16 protein-coding genes are annotated in these 19,395 nt (G+C 59.1%); 6 read left to right on the top strand and 10 right to left on the bottom strand.

Translation table 11 applies throughout. The features are described 5' to 3' along the window. Window positions 1–15: 15 nt before the first annotated feature. Window positions 16–1,335: an HlyD family type I secretion periplasmic adaptor subunit gene (locus ACO08A_RS25575; protein ID WP_422038674.1), complete on the bottom strand. Its 1,320-nt coding sequence runs from the start codon at window positions 1,333–1,335 to the stop codon at window positions 16–18. A gap of 231 nt (window positions 1,336–1,566) precedes the next feature. Continuing rightward, window positions 1,567–2,049, bottom strand: a complete 483-nt coding sequence (locus ACO08A_RS25580; RefSeq protein WP_422038675.1) for a DUF3291 domain-containing protein — start codon at window positions 2,047–2,049, stop codon at window positions 1,567–1,569. Window positions 2,050–2,260: 211 nt separating this feature from the next. Here ACO08A_RS25580 and ACO08A_RS25585 point away from each other — a divergent pair, with 211 nt between their 5' ends. Continuing rightward, on the top strand, window positions 2,261–3,370 hold the full coding sequence (locus tag ACO08A_RS25585; RefSeq protein ID WP_422038676.1) for a zinc ABC transporter substrate-binding protein: 1,110 nt from the start codon (window positions 2,261–2,263) through the stop codon (window positions 3,368–3,370). A gap of 77 nt (window positions 3,371–3,447) precedes the next feature. Here ACO08A_RS25585 and ACO08A_RS25590 read toward each other — a convergent pair whose 3' ends face one another. Beyond that, window positions 3,448–5,427 carry a L,D-transpeptidase family protein gene (locus ACO08A_RS25590; RefSeq protein ID WP_422038678.1) on the bottom strand — a complete coding sequence of 660 codons (1,980 nt, stop codon included), beginning with the start codon at window positions 5,425–5,427 and terminating at the stop codon, window positions 3,448–3,450. Between the two features lie 496 nt (window positions 5,428–5,923). Beyond that, window positions 5,924–6,454 (bottom strand): single-stranded DNA-binding protein, encoded by a 531-nt coding sequence (locus tag ACO08A_RS25595; RefSeq protein ID WP_422041817.1) that lies wholly within the window; start codon window positions 6,452–6,454, stop codon window positions 5,924–5,926. Between the two features lie 452 nt (window positions 6,455–6,906). On the opposite strand from ACO08A_RS25595, the gene uvrA reads away from it, so the two are divergent. The 4 genes from uvrA to trmFO all read left to right on the top strand — a co-directional run bounded on the left by uvrA (window position 6,907) and on the right by trmFO (window position 12,538). Continuing rightward, window positions 6,907–9,837, top strand: a complete 2,931-nt coding sequence (uvrA, locus tag ACO08A_RS25600; RefSeq protein WP_422038679.1) for an excinuclease ABC subunit UvrA — start codon at window positions 6,907–6,909, stop codon at window positions 9,835–9,837. A gap of 229 nt (window positions 9,838–10,066) precedes the next feature. Then, complete coding sequence (locus ACO08A_RS25605; RefSeq protein ID WP_421982974.1) at window positions 10,067–10,219, top strand: DUF1127 domain-containing protein; 153 nt, start codon at window positions 10,067–10,069, stop codon at window positions 10,217–10,219. Window positions 10,220–10,610: 391 nt separating this feature from the next. Beyond that, on the top strand, window positions 10,611–10,760 hold the full coding sequence (locus tag ACO08A_RS25610) for a DUF1127 domain-containing protein (protein WP_306144983.1): 150 nt from the start codon (window positions 10,611–10,613) through the stop codon (window positions 10,758–10,760). A gap of 359 nt (window positions 10,761–11,119) precedes the next feature. Next, window positions 11,120–12,538 (top strand): methylenetetrahydrofolate--tRNA-(uracil(54)-C(5))-methyltransferase (FADH(2)-oxidizing) TrmFO, encoded by a 1,419-nt coding sequence (gene trmFO / locus ACO08A_RS25615; protein ID WP_422038680.1) that lies wholly within the window; start codon window positions 11,120–11,122, stop codon window positions 12,536–12,538. Between the two features lie 25 nt (window positions 12,539–12,563). Here trmFO and ACO08A_RS25620 read toward each other — a convergent pair whose 3' ends face one another. The 5 genes from ACO08A_RS25620 to yajC all read right to left on the bottom strand — a co-directional run bounded on the left by ACO08A_RS25620 (window position 12,564) and on the right by yajC (window position 16,809). After that, window positions 12,564–13,415 carry a phytoene/squalene synthase family protein gene (locus ACO08A_RS25620; RefSeq protein WP_422038681.1) on the bottom strand — a complete coding sequence of 284 codons (852 nt, stop codon included), beginning with the start codon at window positions 13,413–13,415 and terminating at the stop codon, window positions 12,564–12,566. Window positions 13,416–13,442: 27 nt separating this feature from the next. Continuing rightward, a complete protein-coding gene (locus ACO08A_RS25625; protein WP_422038682.1) occupies window positions 13,443–13,820 on the bottom strand; it encodes an Mth938-like domain-containing protein in 378 nt (125 codons plus the stop codon). 11 nt (window positions 13,821–13,831) lie between these two features. Beyond that, entirely contained in the window at window positions 13,832–14,782 is a 951-nt protein-coding gene (secF, locus tag ACO08A_RS25630) for a protein translocase subunit SecF (protein WP_422038683.1), read from the bottom strand. A gap of 15 nt (window positions 14,783–14,797) precedes the next feature. After that, window positions 14,798–16,408, bottom strand: a complete 1,611-nt coding sequence (secD, locus tag ACO08A_RS25635; RefSeq protein WP_422038684.1) for a protein translocase subunit SecD — start codon at window positions 16,406–16,408, stop codon at window positions 14,798–14,800. Window positions 16,409–16,476: 68 nt separating this feature from the next. Next, on the bottom strand, window positions 16,477–16,809 hold the full coding sequence (gene yajC / locus ACO08A_RS25640; RefSeq protein WP_421982967.1) for a preprotein translocase subunit YajC: 333 nt from the start codon (window positions 16,807–16,809) through the stop codon (window positions 16,477–16,479). A 238-nt stretch (window positions 16,810–17,047) separates the two neighbouring features. On the opposite strand from yajC, the gene ACO08A_RS25645 reads away from it, so the two are divergent. After that, window positions 17,048–17,920 carry an ATP-binding protein gene (locus tag ACO08A_RS25645; RefSeq protein ID WP_422038686.1) on the top strand — a complete coding sequence of 291 codons (873 nt, stop codon included), beginning with the start codon at window positions 17,048–17,050 and terminating at the stop codon, window positions 17,918–17,920. A 46-nt stretch (window positions 17,921–17,966) separates the two neighbouring features. On the opposite strand, the gene ACO08A_RS25650 is transcribed toward ACO08A_RS25645, so the two are convergent. Next, window positions 17,967–19,313 (bottom strand): peptidoglycan DD-metalloendopeptidase family protein, encoded by a 1,347-nt coding sequence (locus ACO08A_RS25650; protein WP_422038687.1) that lies wholly within the window; start codon window positions 19,311–19,313, stop codon window positions 17,967–17,969. Between the last annotated feature and the right edge of the window lie 82 nt (window positions 19,314–19,395).

Consider the following 19,395-nt stretch of genomic DNA (forward strand, 5'->3'; position numbering starts at 1 on the left):
CGCATTGCGCGTCGGTCAGCGCTCGCTCAACGGATCGCCGATGGCGCGTGTGACCGGTTTGAGCAGATACTGCATGACGGATTTGGAGCCGGTGACGATCTTGGCGTCAACGACCATGCCCGGCGAAATCGTTTCCGCCTGGGCACCGCGCCCGATCATGTTGGATGAGAGCGGGATAGACGCCTTGAAATAGTAGTTGCCGTATTCGTCGCGGAAACTGGACGCGGACAGGACGGTGACCTCGCCTTTCAATGTTCCCTGAATATTCGGATCGAAGGTGGTAACTGCGATCTCGGCTTCGTCGCCCACTTCCACGTGGCCGATATCCCGTGGTGAAACGCGGACCTCGGCGACAAGATCGCTGTTGCTCGGCACGATCTCGGCAACGACATCTCCGGGAGCCAGGACGCTGCCGGGACCCTTGAGATTAAGCGCCTTGATATGACCGCTCGCAGGCGCTCTCACGAAGAGCCTGTCAAACCGGTCCCTTTGTTTTTCCGCCTCGAAGGCAAGCTCGTTTCGCTCCTGAACAACCTTGCTCCGCTCTTCGGCCAACTCTTCGGCCGCAGAAGCTATCGACCGTTCGAGGCTTGCCCTTGCTTCTGCAAGCTGGGCTTCAGCTCGACCCTTCCTGCCGATAAGTTCACTCAACGCGCTCTGCGACAGTTGAAGCGCGGATTTCGCGTCGAGAAAACGCCGCTTGGACGAATAGCCCTGATCGAAGAGTGTCTGCTGGATCGTGAACTTCTCCTGCTCGATCTCGACCTGCGTCCGCTGGAACGCAATTCGCTCCACGACGCTGGCAAGCTCCGCCTCGCGTTCATCGATCCTGGCCTTCAAGGCCTCTTGCTCCTGTTCGCGCGCCCGTTGCTGCGCCTCGGAGGCTGCCTGCTGGGCTTCGCTGAAATCGAACCCCTCGCCCGATCGCAAGTCACTTATGTTCGAGAAATCCGGGTTAAGGACAAGACGCTGTTCCTCGCGCTCTAGAAACTGAAGCCGTGTGCGTACACGCTCAAGATCGCTGGATGTCGCGGTTTCTTGCAGACGGACAAGCGGCGTTCCCTTTTCGACGAGTTGGCCTTCCTGGACCAGGACTTCGGCGACAATGCCGCCTTCCAGGTGACCGACGGTCTGGACCTTTCCCGCCGGGACGATTTCCCCGGATGCCTTAGCGACTTCCCGGACCTGTCCGACAACCGACCAGCCCAGAAAGGCGGCTGCGCCCAGGGACAAAACCTGCAGAATGCGCCTGTATGCAAAAGGAGGCGGTCCCTCCTCCAGCTCCAGGGGCATATCCAGCGAATACTCTTCTTTGGCTGACTTGCGGCGAAACATGACGTACTGGAACCACTTTGAAACTCGTGCCTGAACAGTGGGCCATTAAAGTAAACATCTGCTGAATCCGGGCGCGTTTCCGGCGTCCGGCCGTCTCTGTCAATCGAGTTATAAGTTGTTCCTTTTTCTGCGATTTCTGTTTTTCGGTCTCAGTTTCCGTTTTCCCGATAACGTAAAGATCCGAATGCGGTCCAGATGCTCCGCGCATTTATGTCAAAGAATGAAATTCGTTCAGGCAGCCGTCTCAGAGCAGCGTTGGGTCCGCCAGATTTCATTGGTTCTCGCATAGTCCCATCCGAACGCCTCTTCAGAAGGCCCATGGGTGTTGAGCCTGTCGAGCCTGTCCAGGGCTTCGGACAGATCGGGCCGGTGCCCGGCAGGCACGGGCCACATGACGAAGTGCATCTTTTCCATGGCCCCGAACCATTCCGCCCTGCGCGCATAGATGCGTCTGTGAACCGTTTGGAACACGAATTTCTCCAGCGAGACAACGTCCTCCCACACCGACAAATTCGGGATGATCCGCGGATCATCCAAGATCACGGTCGTTTCGCCTTTGCCGGCGTCCTCGGCAAGACGCCAGACAAATCCGTCGCTTCGTTCTGCAACCGCATTTACCCTGTTGAGGTTATTGACGAAATCGGCGACGCGCGGATCCGTAATCTCGTATTTGAGCCGGGCTATATTCAGTTCCGCGATGTGACCTTCTGACATCTGACCCTACCTCGTCGTTGGACATCTGCACTGCGTCATGTGCGCTTGCACGGGTTTCGAAGCAACGTTATAAAGTAACGCGTTACGAAATTTTCTCTGGAAGACGGTTCGACACATGACACCTTCTAACACGTTTAATAACACTGCATGGAAATCCGGCCGCTGGCTGACCGGGTCGGTACTCGCAGGCTCCTTCGCTCTGGCCGCTGGAATGTCGGCTGCAAACGCGGACGCACCCAGCGTCGTCGCGACGATAAAACCGATCCATTCCATCGCTGCGGCGGTCATGGAAGGTGTAGGCGAACCCGAGATCATCATCGATGGTGCCGCTTCTCCGCACGGTTTCGCCCTGAAACCATCCCAGGCCGCTCTGATTCAGGGCGCAGATGTTGTGTTCTGGGTGGGCCCGTCCCTGTCTGCGTCCCTTGCCAAGCCGATCGAAGCCATAGCTGCCGACGCTGTTGAAGTCGAACTGATGGATGCCAAGGGCATCGACCTGCTGCCCTATCGGGAGGGTGCCAATTTCGACGCGCATGATCACGATCATGACGATCATGAGGAGCATGCCGATCACGATGATCACGACCATGAAAAGCATGAAGAACATGCCGAGCATGATCACGACGAACACGATCATGAAAAACATGCCGATCATGATGATCACGACCATGAAAAGCATGAAGAACACGCTGAACATGACCATGACGAACACGATCATGAAAAACATGCTGATCACGACGAGCATGATCACGAAGAGCATGCCGGGCACTCGGATCATGAAGGACACGACCATGCGGGCGGCATGGATCCGCATATCTGGCTGAACCCGGACAACGGCATCGCGATTGCGGCCGCCATGGCGGAAACGCTTTCAGAAGTCGATCCGGATAACGCAGCGACCTACAGGGAAAACGCCGCGGCTTTCGCAGAGCGGATTGAAGCGCTCGAAGGCGACCTTGCCGAAACGCTGGCGCCCGCAAAAGGGAAGAATTTCGTGGTCTTCCACGACGCCTACCACTATTTCGAACATCATTTCGATACCGAGGCCAGCGGTGCGATCACGCTCACGCCCGAGACGGTTGCAAGTGCCAGCCGTGTCGCGGAAATCAAGGACCAGATGTCCGATCTGAACGTGACGTGCGTCTTCCAGGAACCGCAATTCGACGCCAAGCTTGTCGATGTTGTTCTGGAAGGAACCGACGCACGGAAAGGCACTCTGGATCCGCTTGGAACAGAACTGGAGAACGGACCGGATCTTTATCCGAACCTTCTCACCAGCATGTCGCAATCTCTCGCGGACTGCCTGTCCGGACAGTCGTAAAGCAACGCGGTTTCGCGGGAACCGTAACAAAAAACGCCGGGCAATTTGCCCGGCGTTTCTCGTTCAAGGATCTGGCTTTATCCGGCAGACCGTGCCTTTGCGCGCTCGGCCTCGGTTTTCTCGATCGCCTTCAAGAGGTAACGGTCGCGATCATAAATGTCCGAGTAATAGCCGATACCGCTGCCATCCAGTTCAGGCCATGCGGTGAAATAGGAAACATAAACCGGAATGTCGCCCGTGACCTGTTCCTGTTCGTTCTGTCCGGCAGCAATCCGGGACGTTACGTAGTCCTTGGACTTGCCGAGAACGGCTGCCGCCATGCCCTTGGGATCGTGCAGCCGGATGCAGCCGTGGCTGTAAGCCCGCACATCCTTGTTGAACAGGTTTTTCGACGGCGTGTCGTGCATGTAGATGTGGTGCCGGTTCGGGAAAAGGATCTTGACTTCACCCAGCGCGTTGGAGCGGCCCGGATACTGCCTCACATTCACCGATGTCTGCTTTGCGGCAACGGCATACCAGTTGACCGAGGCTGAGGAAATCTTGCGGCCACCCGGCGTCGTCACTTCGTAACCGGCCCGGTCGAGGTAAGACGGGTCTCGTGCAAGCTTGGGAACCATTTCATTGACGATGATCGAATACGGCACGCCCCAGTAGGGATTGTATTCGACGATCTCGATCTTGTCGTAGAAGAAATTGGTCTGGTTGGATTTCTTGCCGACCACGACGCGCATCGACAGGGGATCTTCGCCCGGCGCGGTATATGTTGCCGTGAATGCCGCCTGGTTGATGAACACCTTGCGGTTGCCGAGTTCTTCGGGGATCCAGCGGCTGCGCTCCATTGCAAGCTCGACCTTCGCAATCTTCGCGGCGTTGGTTTCACCGACAAGAGCCTTGATCGTGTTCTTGCCGACGATGCCGTCCGGCGTCAGTCCGGCCTCCTTCTGGAATGCCTTCACCAGGCTCACCAGAGCCGGGGCGTAAGCATCGGAGCCGTCATATTCGCTCAGCGCGTCGCCATGGGCTGCCTTCAGTTCGTCCGAGCCGTTTTTGCCGATTGCCGCGACGATGTTCTTCATCTCCGGGCTCGATTTGCCGGCTTTCAGGAACGTTCCCGGTGCAATGACGATCTGGTCAGCCTCTTCATCCTCAGCCTTGAGGCGCTTCAGTTCGGATGCAAGCGCCCGGAAATGATCGTTCTGCGGCTGATGCGAGACCAACTCGCCTTGCGTGTCTTTAGACGCAGAAAGGCCTTCAAGAGCGGCGACCAGATCCACGTCGTGCCTCGGAAGGTCATGATACTGGGAGATCTTGTTCGGATCGACCCTGCCGCGGGTCGCATCAAGGACATAGGACAGTGCTGCGGCACTCATCTGCATTTCAAACCGCATCAGCGCGGCGTCGCGTTCCGCTTCGCCGAGACCGGAAAGCGCCGGGAGCGGTACGAAATAGTCCTCGGGAACGAGCGCGTATTCGGCGGCGGACGCCATTTCCCGGCGTGCTTTTGCAGCTTTCAGCGTAACGCCGTCTTCGTCGACCCAGACAAAGTCCGGATGCTCGCGGTAATAGGCGATCAGGGCTTCGCCGACTTCGGGGAGAACGGTGACCGAAAGGCCCTTCAGCGCCGGGCGGGCTTCGTCGAAGGCCGTCAGGACGGCGGGCTCTACCGGGGCGATATCCGTCTCGACCTTTGCGGCGTCAGCGGTTTCGGCACCTTCGCTCGCCGGTTGAAGTTCCGCGGTTTTCTTTTCCGACAGCGGTGCCAGGGACACTTTTTTCAGCGTGTCGGGCGTGTAGTTGAGATAGCGCGGCGCCGCGACCTTTACGGAAACAGCCTTCTTCCGCAACTCTTCCTGACGCTGGCGCTCCTGTTGCCTGCGGTGATTTTCAGGATTGAAAAGACGCTGGAACAGCCCCTGCGCCGACGCCGTTTCCGGTGCTGCCACACTGAAGCCGGATGCAAGGACAGTTGCCATCAGACAGGCTTTCAGGGAATTGACGGTCAGCCTTCGCACCCCGCCCTGTTTCGAAACGCCAACACCGTCCGTTGCACTTTTCATCTTGTTTGCCTGCATTGTCTCAACCCACGAATTCGTAAACCGGTCAAAAATCGGCGCGCCACCTCAAGCCGTCACTCGTCGCGCACCGACGTAAATCATTTGCCCGGAAGGCTGCCCTCCCGCACCAAGTCCCCTCGCGTAACGGCCCACTTCATTCGGAAAAAGTCCGGAAAACGGCCGCGAAATACGAAAAGCAAACTGGTTAATACTATATCAGTCTTGATGAGATGGTTAAGAGCAAGCTTCATTCACAGCTTTTGAATTCAAAACAGTGTGACGAATTTGCCGCGCGTGTTCGGGATCGCCTGTCGTCCGGCACCCGAATGCAGCGCAAGGGCACCGTTTCGGCAAGAGCGCCGGCAGGCCGTCAGCGGGAGCGCTACGAGATCATGGCCCCGCTTAAGCCTTTGCGCAACCTGCTGCTTCCGTCGCCATGTGCTGTCCGGCTGCGATAGCCGGACAGTTCTTGTTTCCCTTAAACGTTCGACAGCCCACCCTAGAACGGGATCTCGTCGTCCATCGGGCCGCCGCCGCCACTCTGGCCGCCGAAGCCGCCGCCCTGTGAGCCGCCACCACCCGAGCTGCCGCCATATCCGCCACCGCCGCCGCCGAAGCCGCCGCCGCCCTGGGAGTCGTTGCCGTAGTCGGGCAAACCGCCCGGCTGTCCGCCTTCGCCGCGTCCGTCGAGCATGGTCAGGGTGGAATTGAACCCTTGCAGAACCACTTCGGTGGAGTACTTGTCCTGGCCGGACTGATCCTGCCATTTGCGTGTCTGAAGCTGGCCTTCCAGATAGACCTTGGAGCCTTTGCGCAGGTACTGCTCGGCGACCTTGCACAGCCCTTCGCTAAAGATCACAACGCGGTGCCATTCGGTTTTTTCGCGCCGTTCGCCGCTGTTGCGATCGCGCCAGGTTTCAGACGTCGCGATACGAAGATTGGCGATCGGACGACCGTCCTGGGTCCGGCGGATCTCCGGATCGGCACCCAAATTGCCGACCAATATGACTTTGTTGACGCTGCCCGCCATCGTGTACTCCTGTTCATTACCACGGCCGTTCCGGCTCTTCGTGCCGCTCACACGCATGTCCACGACAGACCGCTTGCCTGTGAAGCTGCCAGAAAGCAGAACCGTAACGACACTCCAACCGTTTCGCCGCAGTTTTCCTGTGGCTGCCCTCATTTTCCACAAGGCAGGACCGGGAAAACCGGGATGCGACCTGCGTTCTTGCCGACAGCGGGACAAATCCGATCGCCTTCGACAGCGATGTACTTGTTTTGTTCTTATCATTTCTGTAAAAGGAATTCAATCGAAGGACCGCATGCAGCGTATTTTTGAAGGCGACCAATTGGTCTCACTGGATGTTGCGCACATAGCTGCTATATCGGGTAGAGGCGACCTGGTGCGACGCGGTCGAAACCAGTTGCAATCCATTCAGCGGCGGGCTTGGACCGGCGCACCTCATGGCAGGAAATTTCAGAATGTCGAAGTCCGGAAACAGTCGGAAAGAAGATAACTGGACGCGTGACCCCACCAAGGTCATCAGCATTCGCGGTGCGCGGGAACATAACCTCAAGGGGGTGGACCTCGATCTTCCGCGCGACAAGCTCATCGTCATGACCGGCCTGTCCGGTTCCGGCAAATCTTCGCTCGCGTTCGACACGATCTACGCCGAGGGACAAAGACGGTATGTCGAGAGCCTGTCCGCTTATGCGCGGCAGTTTCTGGAAATGATGCAGAAGCCCGATGTCGACCAGATCGACGGTCTGTCGCCGGCGATATCCATCGAGCAGAAAACCACCTCGCGCAATCCCCGGTCCACGGTCGGAACGGTGACCGAGATCTACGACTACATGCGGCTGCTGTTTGCGCGCGTCGGCATTCCCTACTCGCCGGCAACCGGACTGCCGATTGAAAGCCAGACCGTCAGCCAGATGGTCGACAGGATCATGGATCTGGAGGAAGGCGCCCGGCTCTATCTGCTGGCGCCGATGGTACGCGGACGCAAGGGTGAGTACCGCAAGGAACTCGCTGAACTCATGAAAAAGGGCTTCCAGCGCGTCAAGATCGACGGAACCTTTCACGAGATTTCCGAGGCCCCTGCCCTCGACAAGAAATTCAAACACGACATCGATGTTGTCGTGGACAGGATTGTCGTGCGCGATGATATCGCGGGCCGTCTCGCGGATTCGCTCGAAACGGCGCTCAAGCTCGCGGACGGTATCGCCATTGCGGAGTTCGCCGACAAGACCGATGACAAGGGCGATCCGGAGCGGATCATCTTTTCGGAAAAATTCGCCTGCCCGGTTTCCGGTTTCACGATCCCGGAAATCGAGCCGCGCCTGTTTTCGTTCAACAATCCATTCGGCGCCTGCCCGACCTGTGACGGCCTGGGCACGACGCTTGCGTTCGAAGAAGATCTTGTTGTCCCGGATCACTCGCTCTCCCTGCGCGAAGGCGCGGTTCTGCCGTGGGCGAAAACCGGTTCGACATCTCCGTACTATGCACAGACCCTCGAAGCGCTCTGCAGGCATTACAAGGTGACGATGTCGACACCCTGGAAAGATCTGCCGGCGGAGGTTCAGGACGCGATCCTTCACGGAACAGGAAAGACGGAGATCGAGTTCGTCTATGACGACGGTGTGCGCAGTTACAGGACCGAAAAGGCGTTTGAAGGCGTCATCGGCAATATCGAGCGACGCTGGCGCGAAACCGAATCCACCTGGGTGCGCGAAGAACTCGCGCGTTTCCAGTCCGATCACGCCTGCCCCGCCTGCAGCGGTTTCCGGCTCAAACCCGAAGCGCTCGCCGTCAAGATCGCCGACCAACATATCGGCGAGATCACCGAACTCTCGATCCGCATCGCCAGGGACTGGTTCGATGCCCTCCCCGAGAAGCTCAACGACAAGCAATCGGAGATCGCCGGCAGGATCCTCAAGGAAATCCGCGAGCGGCTGAAATTTCTCAATGATGTCGGCCTGGAATACCTGACCCTGTCACGTTCCTCCGGCACCCTGTCGGGCGGCGAAAGCCAGCGTATTCGCCTGGCTTCCCAGATCGGCTCCGGCCTCACCGGCGTGCTCTATGTTCTGGACGAACCGTCGATCGGCCTGCACCAGCGTGACAATGCCAGGCTTCTGGAAACATTGAAGCATCTGCGTGATCTCGGAAACACCGTCATCGTTGTCGAGCATGACGAAGATGCCGTTCTGACGGCGGATTATGTTGTCGACGTCGGACCGGGTGCGGGTGTTCACGGAGGGCAGGTTGTCGCCAAGGGCTCGCCATCCGAGATCATGGCCAATCCGAAATCCCTGACCGGTGAATATCTGTCCGGCAGCAGGATGATTGCGCGTGCGGACGGTCAGCGCAAGATCAACAAGAAGCGCAAGGTATCCGTCCGGGGCGCCCGCGGCAACAATCTCAAGGACATTGACGTCGATATTCCGCTGAGCACGTTCACCTGCGTGACCGGCGTTTCGGGCGGCGGCAAGTCCACCTTCCTGATCGACACACTGTACAAGGCTGCCGCCCGGCGTCTGAACGGCGCCCGCGACAACCCGGCGCCGCATGACCGCATCGAAGGCCTCGAAGTGCTCGACAAGGTCATCGATATCGACCAGTCGCCCATCGGTCGCACGCCGCGCTCGAACCCGGCGACCTATACCGGTGCCTTCACCCCCATTCGCGAGTGGTTCGCGGGCATGCCGGAAGCCAAGGCACGCGGCTACCAGCCGGGCCGGTTTTCGTTCAACGTCAAGGGTGGGCGCTGTGAGGCGTGCCAGGGCGACGGCGTCATCAAGATCGAAATGCACTTCCTGCCGGATGTCTATGTGACCTGTGATGTCTGCAAGGGCAAACGCTACAATCGCGAAACGCTTGAAGTGGAATTCAAGGGCAAGTCCATCGCCGACGTTCTCGACATGACCGTCGAGGAAGCCGCAGGTTTCTTTTCCGCAGTACCGGCTGTTCGGGACAAGATGGAAACCCTGGCACGCGTCGGTCTCGGCTATATCAAGGTGGGACAACAGGCGACGACGCTGTCAGGCGGTGAAGCGCAACGCGTCAAGCTTGCCAAGGAGCTGTCGAAGAGGTCGACGGGGCGCACGCTCTATATTCTGGACGAACCGACGACCGGCCTACATTTCCACGACGTCGCCAAGTTGCTCGATGTGCTGCACGAGCTCGTGGACCAGGGCAACACGGTTCTGGTGATCGAGCACAATCTCGAGGTCATCAAGACCGCGGACTGGATCGTCGATCTCGGTCCGGAGGGCGGCGACGGCGGCGGCACGGTTGTCGCCACCGGGCGCCCTGAGGATGTTGCTGAAATCGAGGCAAGCTACACGGGACAGTTCCTGAGGGAGCTTCTTCAGCGCCGGCCCCACCGCGCATCGGATGCCGCTGAATAGCGGCATCGCGCCTCTTGATTTCTTGTGCGTCGCACTTATCTCTTTATGTAACTGATTAAAGAGAGTTTTCTTGATGCTTGCATTTGTGTTCACATAAATTTTATTGCATTGCACAAATTGCATGCCTGTCATGCGGATATGGCACTTCTTTTATTTCAGTTGGTGAATTATATATCTAATCAACAACGACGCAGACGGCAGAACGTGCTGCGCAACAAGGAATAAGAAAATGTTCGATACTGTGCGCAAGAAGTACAGCAACTGGGTGAGCTACCGTCGTGCGGTTGATGAATTGTCCCGCCTTTCGGTCAGAGAACTCCAGGATCTCGGCATCAGCCGTAGCGACATCAAGTTCGTCGCTCGCCGGGGTATTGACGGCTAGAAATTAGAGATCGCGTCCGAGGGCATCCTCCTCCCAGCCTGACGACGTGTGACACGCAGGACATCCTCCTCCCAGTCCTGCATCGTCGAAACGACGCCCGCCAGTACCTCCTCCCACTGGCGGGCGTTCGTTTGTCCGGCATCCGGTTTCATGACATTTCAACAGCCGTCATGCCTATTTCGCGCTTGCGAGATAGAATCGGAAAACGTGTGTCCTCCGCCATGCATTTCATTTGTTAACTATCTGTATCCTTGCAATTTTTGCATATCTGCCGCGCAAAATTCCCACTACCTCGCAGTGCACAATCTTTCTATATACCCATCGTAAGAGATGAACGGGCCAGACGCCGATCCGCGGTGCCATGGCCAAGAGATAGCGAAAGGCCTAAACCATGATCGATACTGTTGTACGCAAATACAATAACTGGAAACGCTTCCGTCAGACCTATGACGAGCTGTCCAGCCTGACCAACCGCGAACTGGACGATCTCGGCATTGCACGTGCCGACATCAGCCGCTTTGCACGTCAGGCCATCAAGTAACACCTGATTGCGGTCCGGAAACATCCTCCTCCCAGTTTCCGGACTGCATTTGCTCTGCGCTTCTCGCGCAGATGCTCATAAAAAGCACCTGCCGGTACCTCCTCCCACCGGCAGGTGTTTTTTTGTGCCTGGTCAGGGGAAACGCTGTGCCAGTCCAGTGACCGGCTCTGTTAATGCGGCCATTTCGCCGGTCAGCTTTCCGATTGGCGACATATGAGCTGCAGGTGGCCGGCTTGATGTCCCCTGAAGTCATTGCGGAGACCGGCCGTTGCCTGTAATCAGGGCGTCATGATTTTGACCGGGCCGGTGCGCAGACAAATCGTGTTCCCAGTGACCCGACAAGACCCCAGGATACTCAAATGAGCCCGATTCATGTCATTGGTGGCGGCCTGGCCGGATCCGAGGCCGCGTGGCAGATGGCCCAGGCAGGATTAGACGTCGTCCTTCACGAAATGCGGCCCGTCCGCAAGACCGATGCGCATCAGACGGACGGACTTGCAGAACTGGTCTGTTCGAACTCCTTCCGCTCCGACGACTCGGAACAGAACGCCGTCGGGCTGATCCACCACGAACTGCGGCAGCTCGGCTCGCTGATCATGGAAGCCGCCGATGCGAACCAGGTTCCAGCTGGAAGCGCGCTGGCCGTGGACCGGGAGGGATTTTCGAATGCGGTGACGGAGGCGCTTGAGAAGCACCCGCTCATTCGTATCGACCGGGAAGAAGTCGCTGGATTGCCGCCCGCGGACTGGGAGAAGGTGATTATCGCGACCGGCCCCCTCACCTCGCCGGCGCTTTCTGCGGCCGTGCTGGAAACGTCCGGAGAAGACTCGCTGGCATTTTTCGACGCGATTGCACCGATCGTGCATTTCGACACGGTCGATCTGTCAAAAGCCTGGTTCCAGTCGAGATATGACAAGGTGGGACCCGGTGGCACGGGCAAGGACTACCTCAACTGCCCATTGGACAAGGACGGCTACGAAGCGTTCATCGATGCGCTTCTTGGCGGAGAAACCGCTGATTTCAAGGAATGGGAAGCCAATACGCCCTATTTCGACGGCTGCCTGCCAATCGAGGTCATGGCGTCCAGGGGACGGGAGACGCTGCGTCACGGGCCGATGAAACCAATGGGCCTGACCAACGAACACCAACCCGACGTCAAACCCTATGCCGTCGTCCAGCTCCGACAGGACAATGCACTCGGCACGCTCTACAACATGGTCGGGTTTCAGACGAAGTTGAAATACGGCGCACAGGCCGACATTTTCCGCATGATACCGGGGCTCGAAAACGCCCAGTTCGCGCGGCTTGGCGGGCTGCACAGGAACACGTTCCTGAATTCTCCGAAGGTCCTGGACGGTTCCCTGCGCCTGAAAGCGGATCCCCGCATCCGGTTCGCAGGCCAGATCACGGGCTGCGAAGGATATGTCGAATCTGCGAGCGTCGGCTGCATGGCGGGTCTTTTTGCCGTCATGGAGGCCCAGGGAAGACAGGTCGTCGCCCCGCCTGCCACAACGGCGATGGGAGCCTTGCTCGGCCATATCACCGGCGGCCATATCACGCGCGAGGACGGCGCCGGAAAACCCCGCTCGTTCCAGCCCATGAATGTCAATTTCGGCCTGTTTCCGACCGTCGAAACGCCGACAAGGGATGAAGACGGCAAGCGCCTCAAGGGCAAGGAAAAATCCAGGGCGAAGAAACTGGCCATGACCAACCGCGCCAAAGAGGATTTCGCGCGATGGACGGCGGATCTCGGCGCGGATGTGCTTGCTGCGGAGTGACGCGCTTACTGCACGACTGACATGTTCAGATCCGGTCGAACGGCCGCTTTGATCCGCGCCACAAGAGCCATTGTATCCGGAGCTGCGACATTTCCGTGGGCTGTTTCAGCGGGTCCGGGGTCCGGGTTTCCAGCAGCTTGAGATAGGGCTCAACGAGAACGAGCGGCAGAAAGGCGTTCCAGCAGGTTTCAGGTACGTTTGCGCTTTCCTTGCGGACGCGGTTCAGATGATGGCGCACATGATCCCGCAATTCCCCGAGTACGGCGTGTAGTTCGGGTGTCGTTTCACCGCGGAACACCGTCTCCGGATCGAGCGCGTGCCTCTCGCAGACATCGCGCGGCAAAAACATCTGCCGGCGCGACGCGTGCCACGGCAGTGACCGCATCAACCCGGTAAGCGCGTAGGCAACACCGGCATGCCCCGCGGCCGTCGCCGTACCGGGGTCCTTTCCCGCGTTGAGAACAAGGCAGGCAAGCTGGATCAGGCCTGAAGCGGTTTCGCCGGCATAGCCTTCTAGGTCGTTGAGGCTTGGCATCTGATCGTCATAAAGGTCGAAGACCCGTGCCTCAGTCATGGCGATGAGACTTTGCCGCGGCAGGTTGTAGGCCGCAATCGTCTGGAGAAGAGCGTTCGCGACCGGATTGGATGCCGCCGCGCCGTGTTCGGTGCCCTCCAGCAGGTCGCGCCACCATTGCAGCCTGACTTCGCCGGGCAGCGGCTCGGAAACAACGTCACGCACGCGCGCGATCTCCGCATTGAACGCATAGAGCGACATCAGTGCGGCGCGATGCGCCTCCGGAGCCAGAAGCGCGCACAGATACCTGTCCCGGTCATAGAGGCGTGCCGTGTCGGCTGCATGATCGAAGTCGGTTGTCATAAACGCCCATATGGCACTGGTTCGAGATTAGTCTACCGGCAACAGGGCAGCCGCGACGGCCCGGTCCTCGGACAGCAGCACGTTGAAAGTTCTGATGGCAGCCCCTGTCGACATCGGGTCGGACAGGATCGACGCCTCGCGAAACAGCGTTTTCAGGTCGGGAGGCAGCGGGCGGAGATCAACACCGGTTCCGACCAGCAGAACCTCAATATCGGACTGTTCCTGAAACACCCGTTCGAACGCCTCTTCGCTGAATTGCGAGGGATCATCGACGTGCCAGCCGTAAATGCCGCTGGGGACGCACAGCAGCGCCCCCTTGTGCGACATGTTTGCAAAACGGAACCCGCCATTGCCATAGGCATCAATGGGAGCACGGCCCGGAAAGTGGGCGTCGCGGATCTCCATCGGGACGGCCCTTAAGCCGTCGCTTTTTCTTTTGCTTCCTTCTCGTCGTCACCGTCGTTCCGCGACATGGCGTCCGGGCGCAGCTTCAGAAGGATCAGGAACGGAGCAGCAAGGAAGATCGACGAATAGGTCCCGATCACGATGCCGAAGATCATGGCCAGCGTGAAGGACTGGATCACCTCGCCGCCGAACGCGTAGAGCGCGATCAGTGCCAGAAGTGTCGTGACGGAGGTCATCGTCGTGCGCGACAGGGTTTCGTTGATCGACTGGTCCAGGATGTCGGTCAGCGGACGCTTCTTGTATTTCCGCAGATTTTCCCGGATGCGGTCATAGACCACCACGGTATCGTTGAGCGAATAACCGATGATGGTCAGGACCGCCGCGATACTCGACAACGAGAAGTCGAGCTGCAAAAGCACGAAGAGACCGATCGTCACCACGACGTCGTTGGCTGTCGTCAGGATCGCACCGACCGCGAAGTGCCACTCGAAGCGGAACCAGATATAGATCATGATCGCGAGAAGAGCCGCCGCCACCGCGATCGCGCCGGCCTGGGCAAGTTCTCCCGAAACTCTGGGACCGACCACTTCGACGCGGCGGAAGTCGACATTGTCGTCTTCAAAGATCGTGCGCACGTTCTGCACGACGGTCTGCTGGGCGAGTTCCCCGCCCGGCTGCTCCTCAACGCGGATCAGAATGTCGTCGGGTGCACCGAATTCCTGAACCTGGACATCACCGAGATTGAGCGAGGACAGTTCGGAGCGGATCGCACCGATATCTGCGGGTCCGTCCGTCTTGATCTCGATGATCGTCCCGCCCTTGAAGTCGATCCCGTAATTCATGCCGACGGTGAAAAAACCGGCAAGGGAGGCAATCACGAGCACGATTGACAACGGAAAACTGAACTTCCGCAGCCACATGAACTTGATGTGCGTGTTGTCCGGAACGAGTCTTAGCAACATTTCTTTTTCCCCGGATCAGATCGGAAGGACGGAAGGACGGCGGCGGCGTATCCAAAGCGCAACCAGCAAACGGCTGAAGGTGAACGCACAGAAGACGGTCGTGAAGATCCCGATCGCGAGCGTGACGGCGAAGCCGCGCACGGGTCCGGACCCCAGCTGGAACAGGATGACTGCCGCAATCAGCGTGGTGATGTTGGCGTCAAGGATGGTCCCGAGCGCGCGGCTGTAGCCTGCGTCGATCGCGGATATGACCGATCTCCCCGCTCGAGATTCCTCGCGTATTCGCTCGAAGATGAGCACGTTGGCATCAACAGCCATGCCGATCGTCAGCACGATGCCCGCGATACCCGGCAGCGTGAGCGTGGCCTGTAGCACCGTCAGCGCGCCGAAGATCAGGAAAATATTCGTCATCAGGGCCAGATCGGCAATGATGCCGAAGCGGCCGTAGGCGAGGATCATGAAGATGATGACAGCAGCACCCGCGATGATCGATGCGATCTTGCCGGCCTCGATCGAATCCGCACCGAGACCCGGCCCGATGGAACGTTCCTCGATCACGGTCAATTGCGCAGGCAGCGCACCTGCGCGCAGCAGCGTGGAAAGGTCCTGCGCGGCTTCGATCGTGAAATCACCGGAGATCTGGCCCGACCCGCCGATGATCGGTTCACGGATCACCGGAGCGGAAATGACTTCCTCGTCAAGCACGATCGCGAAGGGGTAATTCACGTTCTCGGTCGTGATCCGCGCGAACTCCCGCGCACCCGACTGGTTGAAACGGAAGGTCACCACAGGCTCGTTCGAATACTGGCCGAACGCGACCTGGGCATCGACTAGGTCCTCACCACCCAGAAGCGGCCTGGTTTCAAGAAGATACGGAATTGGCGGATCGTCGACGGACAGGAACACGGACGTTCCGGCCGGCGGCCGGCTTTGCATCGCCTGTTCGCCGGTCATGTTCCGGTCGACAAGATGGAAGGTCAGCTTGGCCGTCGTGCCGATGATTTCCTTCAGACGTTCGGGATCGCCTTCACCTGGTGCTTCCACGAGGATCCGGTCCGTACCCTGTCTTTGAATGTTCGGTTCGGTCGTGCCGAGGTCATCGACACGGCGCCGGATGACTTCGATCGACTGCTGAACAATGGCCTGGAGCCGGTTGTCGAGGCCCGCATCGGAATAGGTGAACCGCACGAGCCCGTTGTCTTCGACAGTCATTTCGAATTCGTCGACCGGCTGACCGCTGAACAGGTTGGAAACCAGCGGATTGACCAGCGGAGCAAGCCGCTCCCGTGCCTCGTCCAGGCGTGTCAGATCCCGGATCCTGACCTGAACGGAATCCGGCCGGGCGTCCAGCCCCGTGTAGCCAATTCTCGGGTTTTCGCGCAGCGTGTCACGCACGTCGCCTTCGAGCGCTTCGAAGCGTTTCTTGATGTAGTCGGCCTGATCCACCTCATAAAGCAGATAGGCCCCGCCCTGAAGATCAAGCCCCAGTACCATCTGGTTCTTCGGCAGGAAGTCAGGCCAGCTTTCCAGTTGTTTGGCCGTGAAGAAATTCGGCAGCGTCGTGATGAAACCTGCGGCGACGACAATCAGGATCAGCACAATTTTCCAACGGGCGAAATGGAGCATGTTTAAGCCTTAATACGGCCGGACGGACCCCTGTCCGGCCGGCAAATAGATCGGAGCGGGCCGTTCTGTCAGGAGTTCTCTTTGGCGGGCTCTGATTTGGAGCGCACTTCCTGAACCATGGAGCGCACCACGCGAACCTTGACCCCCTCGGACAGTTCCACCTGAAGCTCACTGTCATCTACCACCTTGGAGACTTTGCCGATAAGCCCGCCCGTGGTCACAATGGTGTCACCGCGGCGTAGGTTCGACACCATTTCCTGATGCTGCTTCATGCGCTGGCGCTGCGGCCGGATGATCAGGAAATACATGATCGCAAAAATGGCCACGAAGGGCAGGATCTGGATCAGGAAACCCGGACCTGCAGCTCCGGCGGATTGCGCGTACGCTGGGGTGATGAACATTCAACTCTCCTAGGTGGCGTTTGTTAGGCGTCTTGCCTCTTCGCAAAACGGTCAAACGCACTGAATTCTGGTGGCGCGGACTATAACGGCGGCGCGCCTCATTTCAAGCTTTGCAAGCGGATTCTGGCGTACCGGTATGGGAATAACAGATGTTTTCGCCTTCCCTGCCCCATGCTAATCCTCCCGCCACGTGCTTCAGGGCCTCACATGGGCCTTTTTGAATGGGGTTGCAAGAAAAATGAACTCGCAAAACGACCTTGCATCTTTGAATGCCAAACTCGATTCCCTGATCGAGTTGATCGGGAGAGCCGTGCCACTTCGGGCGGAGACACCGGACTGGACAAGCGCCGACGCCTTTGTGTGGGTTCCGGACCCGGGAAACCTCCAGGCCGTGAAGAAAGTCAACCGCGTTGAACTCTCGCTCCTGTGCGCCGTCGCGCGCGTTCGCGACCTCCTGATGGACAACACGCGGCGGTTCGCGGAAGGGCTGCCGGCGAACAATGCCCTTCTGTGGGGTGCACGGGGCATGGGCAAATCCTCGCTGGTGAAGGCCGCGCACGCGGCCATCAATCAGGAAAGGCAAAGCTCCGACCTGAAGCTGATCGAAATCCACCGGGAAGACATCGAATCGCTGCCCGGCCTCATGTCCCTGATCCGGACGGCGCCGTTTCGCTTCATCATTTTCTGCGATGATCTGAGCTTCGACAACGATGACACGTCCTACAAGTCACTCAAGGCGGTGCTTGAAGGCGGTATCGAAGGCCGCCCGGACAACGTGATCTTCTACGCGACGTCGAACCGGCGCCATCTTCTGCCGCGCGACATGATCGAGAATGAACGCTCGACAGCCATCAATCCCGCCGAAGCCGTCGAGGAAAAGGTTTCGCTGTCCGACCGTTTCGGTCTCTGGCTCGGCTTCCACAAATGCAGCCAGGACGATTATCTGGAAATGGTCCGTGGATACGTCGCGTTTCACAAGCTGGAGACGCCGGAGGAAGCCTGGCGGCCAGAGGCCCTGGAATGGGCGACCACCCGCGGCAGCCGTTCCGGACGCGTCGCCTACCAGTTCATACAGGATCTGGCGGGACGGCTGGGGAAACCGCTGACATGAAAAAGCCCGGCGATGGCCGGGCTCTCAGCTCTTCGTATGCAATTCGTTAGCGCTTCGGCAGGTGGTTCAGCGGGTCGACGGGCTTGTTGCCCTTGCGCAGTTCAAAATGCACCTGCGGCTGGTTCACTGACCCCGTGGCACCGGCAAGGCCGATCACGTCGCCCCGGCGGATCGTGTCACCGCGCTTGACCTTCAATTCGCTGTTGTGCGCATAGGCGGACACCCAGCCTTCGCTGTGCCGTACGAGCACGAGATTGCCGTAACCCTTCAACTCGTTGCCGGAATAGATCACGGTCCCGTCGTCCGCGGCCTTCACGGGCGTGCCTTCCGGGACTGCCAGGTTGACACCTTCGTTCTTGCCGCCGCCCGGCTTCGTACCGAAGTCGGAGATGATCCGGCCGCGCACGGGCCAGCGGAACTTCGCGTCCGATGTCACCGCTTCCTTGGGCGTATTGGTGACTTTCGGCGTCTTGATCGGCTCCGTCGGACGGGGCTCCTGTGTCAGAGCGGGTTGCGGCAGTGCAACTTTCTGAACCGGTGCAGACGGCGCGGCGACTGCCGGCGCAGCCGAGGTCTTGGCAGGCGTCGCCGTGGCAATGGATGCTGTCGTGAGGCTGGCGTTCGAGACCGCGGGCTTGCGCTTGGGCAGAGCGGCAACCTGTACGACGTCCACTTCCTCGACAACGGCCTCGCTGACACTGATCTGCGTGAAGGTCGGTTGCTGAACCGGCTTGCGGCCGGGACGCGGGGCAGTTCCTGAGTTCGTCGGCACTGAACCCGTGACGACCGTCTCGTTCCTTGCCACTGCCGGAAGCTTGACCTTGCCGCTCTCGCCTTCCGTCGCGCTGGAATGGCCGTTGCGCTCGGAATAGACGTAGGTCGGAATGATGATGCTCTGCCCGGGCTTGACCTGGCTTGGATCGCTGATGCCGTTGACCGATGCAACGGCCTGCACCGGCACACCGTAGCGGCGAGAGATCGAATTGAGGCTGTCGCCCTGGCGAACCGTGACGCGTGTGCCGCCGGTTCCGGTCCAGCCTTTCCAGTTCTTGCCGTTTGCAGCACTGACTGTCTCAGGCGCAGGCAGCGTCGAGACCGGCGCCGCGGACTGACTGACCGGTGCGGACGCCACCGCCGGCGCGGGCAATGGCGCTGACTGGATGTCGGACCGCTGCCTGGATACGGAACCCGTCGTGACCGGAGCCGAACTTGACTGCGGCAGTCCCGCGGATGTACCGCCCGGACCGTTGGCAATGTCCTGATATGTCGGCTGAGCAGGCGCTGGTGCCCCGTTCAGGATCTCACGCTGATTTTGCGTGTTTCCCGTGTAGTAAGGAGGCTCTCCAAACCGCTCAACGGCGCTGGAACAACCCGAGAGAAATACTGCGACCAATGATGCTGTCGCTGCTTTACCCAGTAGATCCCCGCGGAGGGAACGCATCCGCTTTTTCATCGCCTATACTCATACCGCTAAC

This window comes from Roseibium sp., from assembly GCF_965232425.1.
Lineage (GTDB): Bacteria > Pseudomonadota > Alphaproteobacteria > Rhizobiales > Stappiaceae > Roseibium.

Excerpts from the sequence above, each read along its gene's own strand:
- ACO08A_RS25580 (WP_422038675.1), bottom strand. The coding sequence starts at position 2,049 with ATGTCAGAAGGTCACATCGCGGAACTGAATATAGCCCGGCTCAAATAC.
- ACO08A_RS25590 (WP_422038678.1), bottom strand. The coding sequence starts at position 5,427 with ATGAAAAGTGCAACGGACGGTGTTGGCGTTTCGAAACAGGGCGGGGTG.
- secF (WP_422038683.1), bottom strand. The coding sequence starts at position 14,782 with ATGTTGCTAAGACTCGTTCCGGACAACACGCACATCAAGTTCATGTGG.
- ACO08A_RS25595 (WP_422041817.1), bottom strand. The coding sequence starts at position 6,454 with ATGGCGGGCAGCGTCAACAAAGTCATATTGGTCGGCAATTTGGGTGCC.
- yajC (WP_421982967.1), bottom strand. The coding sequence starts at position 16,809 with ATGTTCATCACCCCAGCGTACGCGCAATCCGCCGGAGCTGCAGGTCCG.
- secD (WP_422038684.1), bottom strand. The coding sequence starts at position 16,408 with ATGCTCCATTTCGCCCGTTGGAAAATTGTGCTGATCCTGATTGTCGTC.
- uvrA (WP_422038679.1), top strand. The coding sequence starts at position 6,907 with ATGTCGAAGTCCGGAAACAGTCGGAAAGAAGATAACTGGACGCGTGAC.
- ACO08A_RS25605 (WP_421982974.1), top strand. The coding sequence starts at position 10,067 with ATGTTCGATACTGTGCGCAAGAAGTACAGCAACTGGGTGAGCTACCGT.
- ACO08A_RS25575 (WP_422038674.1), bottom strand. The coding sequence starts at position 1,335 with ATGTTTCGCCGCAAGTCAGCCAAAGAAGAGTATTCGCTGGATATGCCC.
- ACO08A_RS25625 (WP_422038682.1), bottom strand. The coding sequence starts at position 13,820 with ATGGAGATCCGCGACGCCCACTTTCCGGGCCGTGCTCCCATTGATGCC.
- ACO08A_RS25585 (WP_422038676.1), top strand. The coding sequence starts at position 2,261 with ATGTCGGCTGCAAACGCGGACGCACCCAGCGTCGTCGCGACGATAAAA.
- ACO08A_RS25645 (WP_422038686.1), top strand. The coding sequence starts at position 17,048 with ATGAACTCGCAAAACGACCTTGCATCTTTGAATGCCAAACTCGATTCC.
- ACO08A_RS25620 (WP_422038681.1), bottom strand. The coding sequence starts at position 13,415 with ATGACAACCGACTTCGATCATGCAGCCGACACGGCACGCCTCTATGAC.
- trmFO (WP_422038680.1), top strand. The coding sequence starts at position 11,120 with ATGAGCCCGATTCATGTCATTGGTGGCGGCCTGGCCGGATCCGAGGCC.
- ACO08A_RS25610 (WP_306144983.1), top strand. The coding sequence starts at position 10,611 with ATGATCGATACTGTTGTACGCAAATACAATAACTGGAAACGCTTCCGT.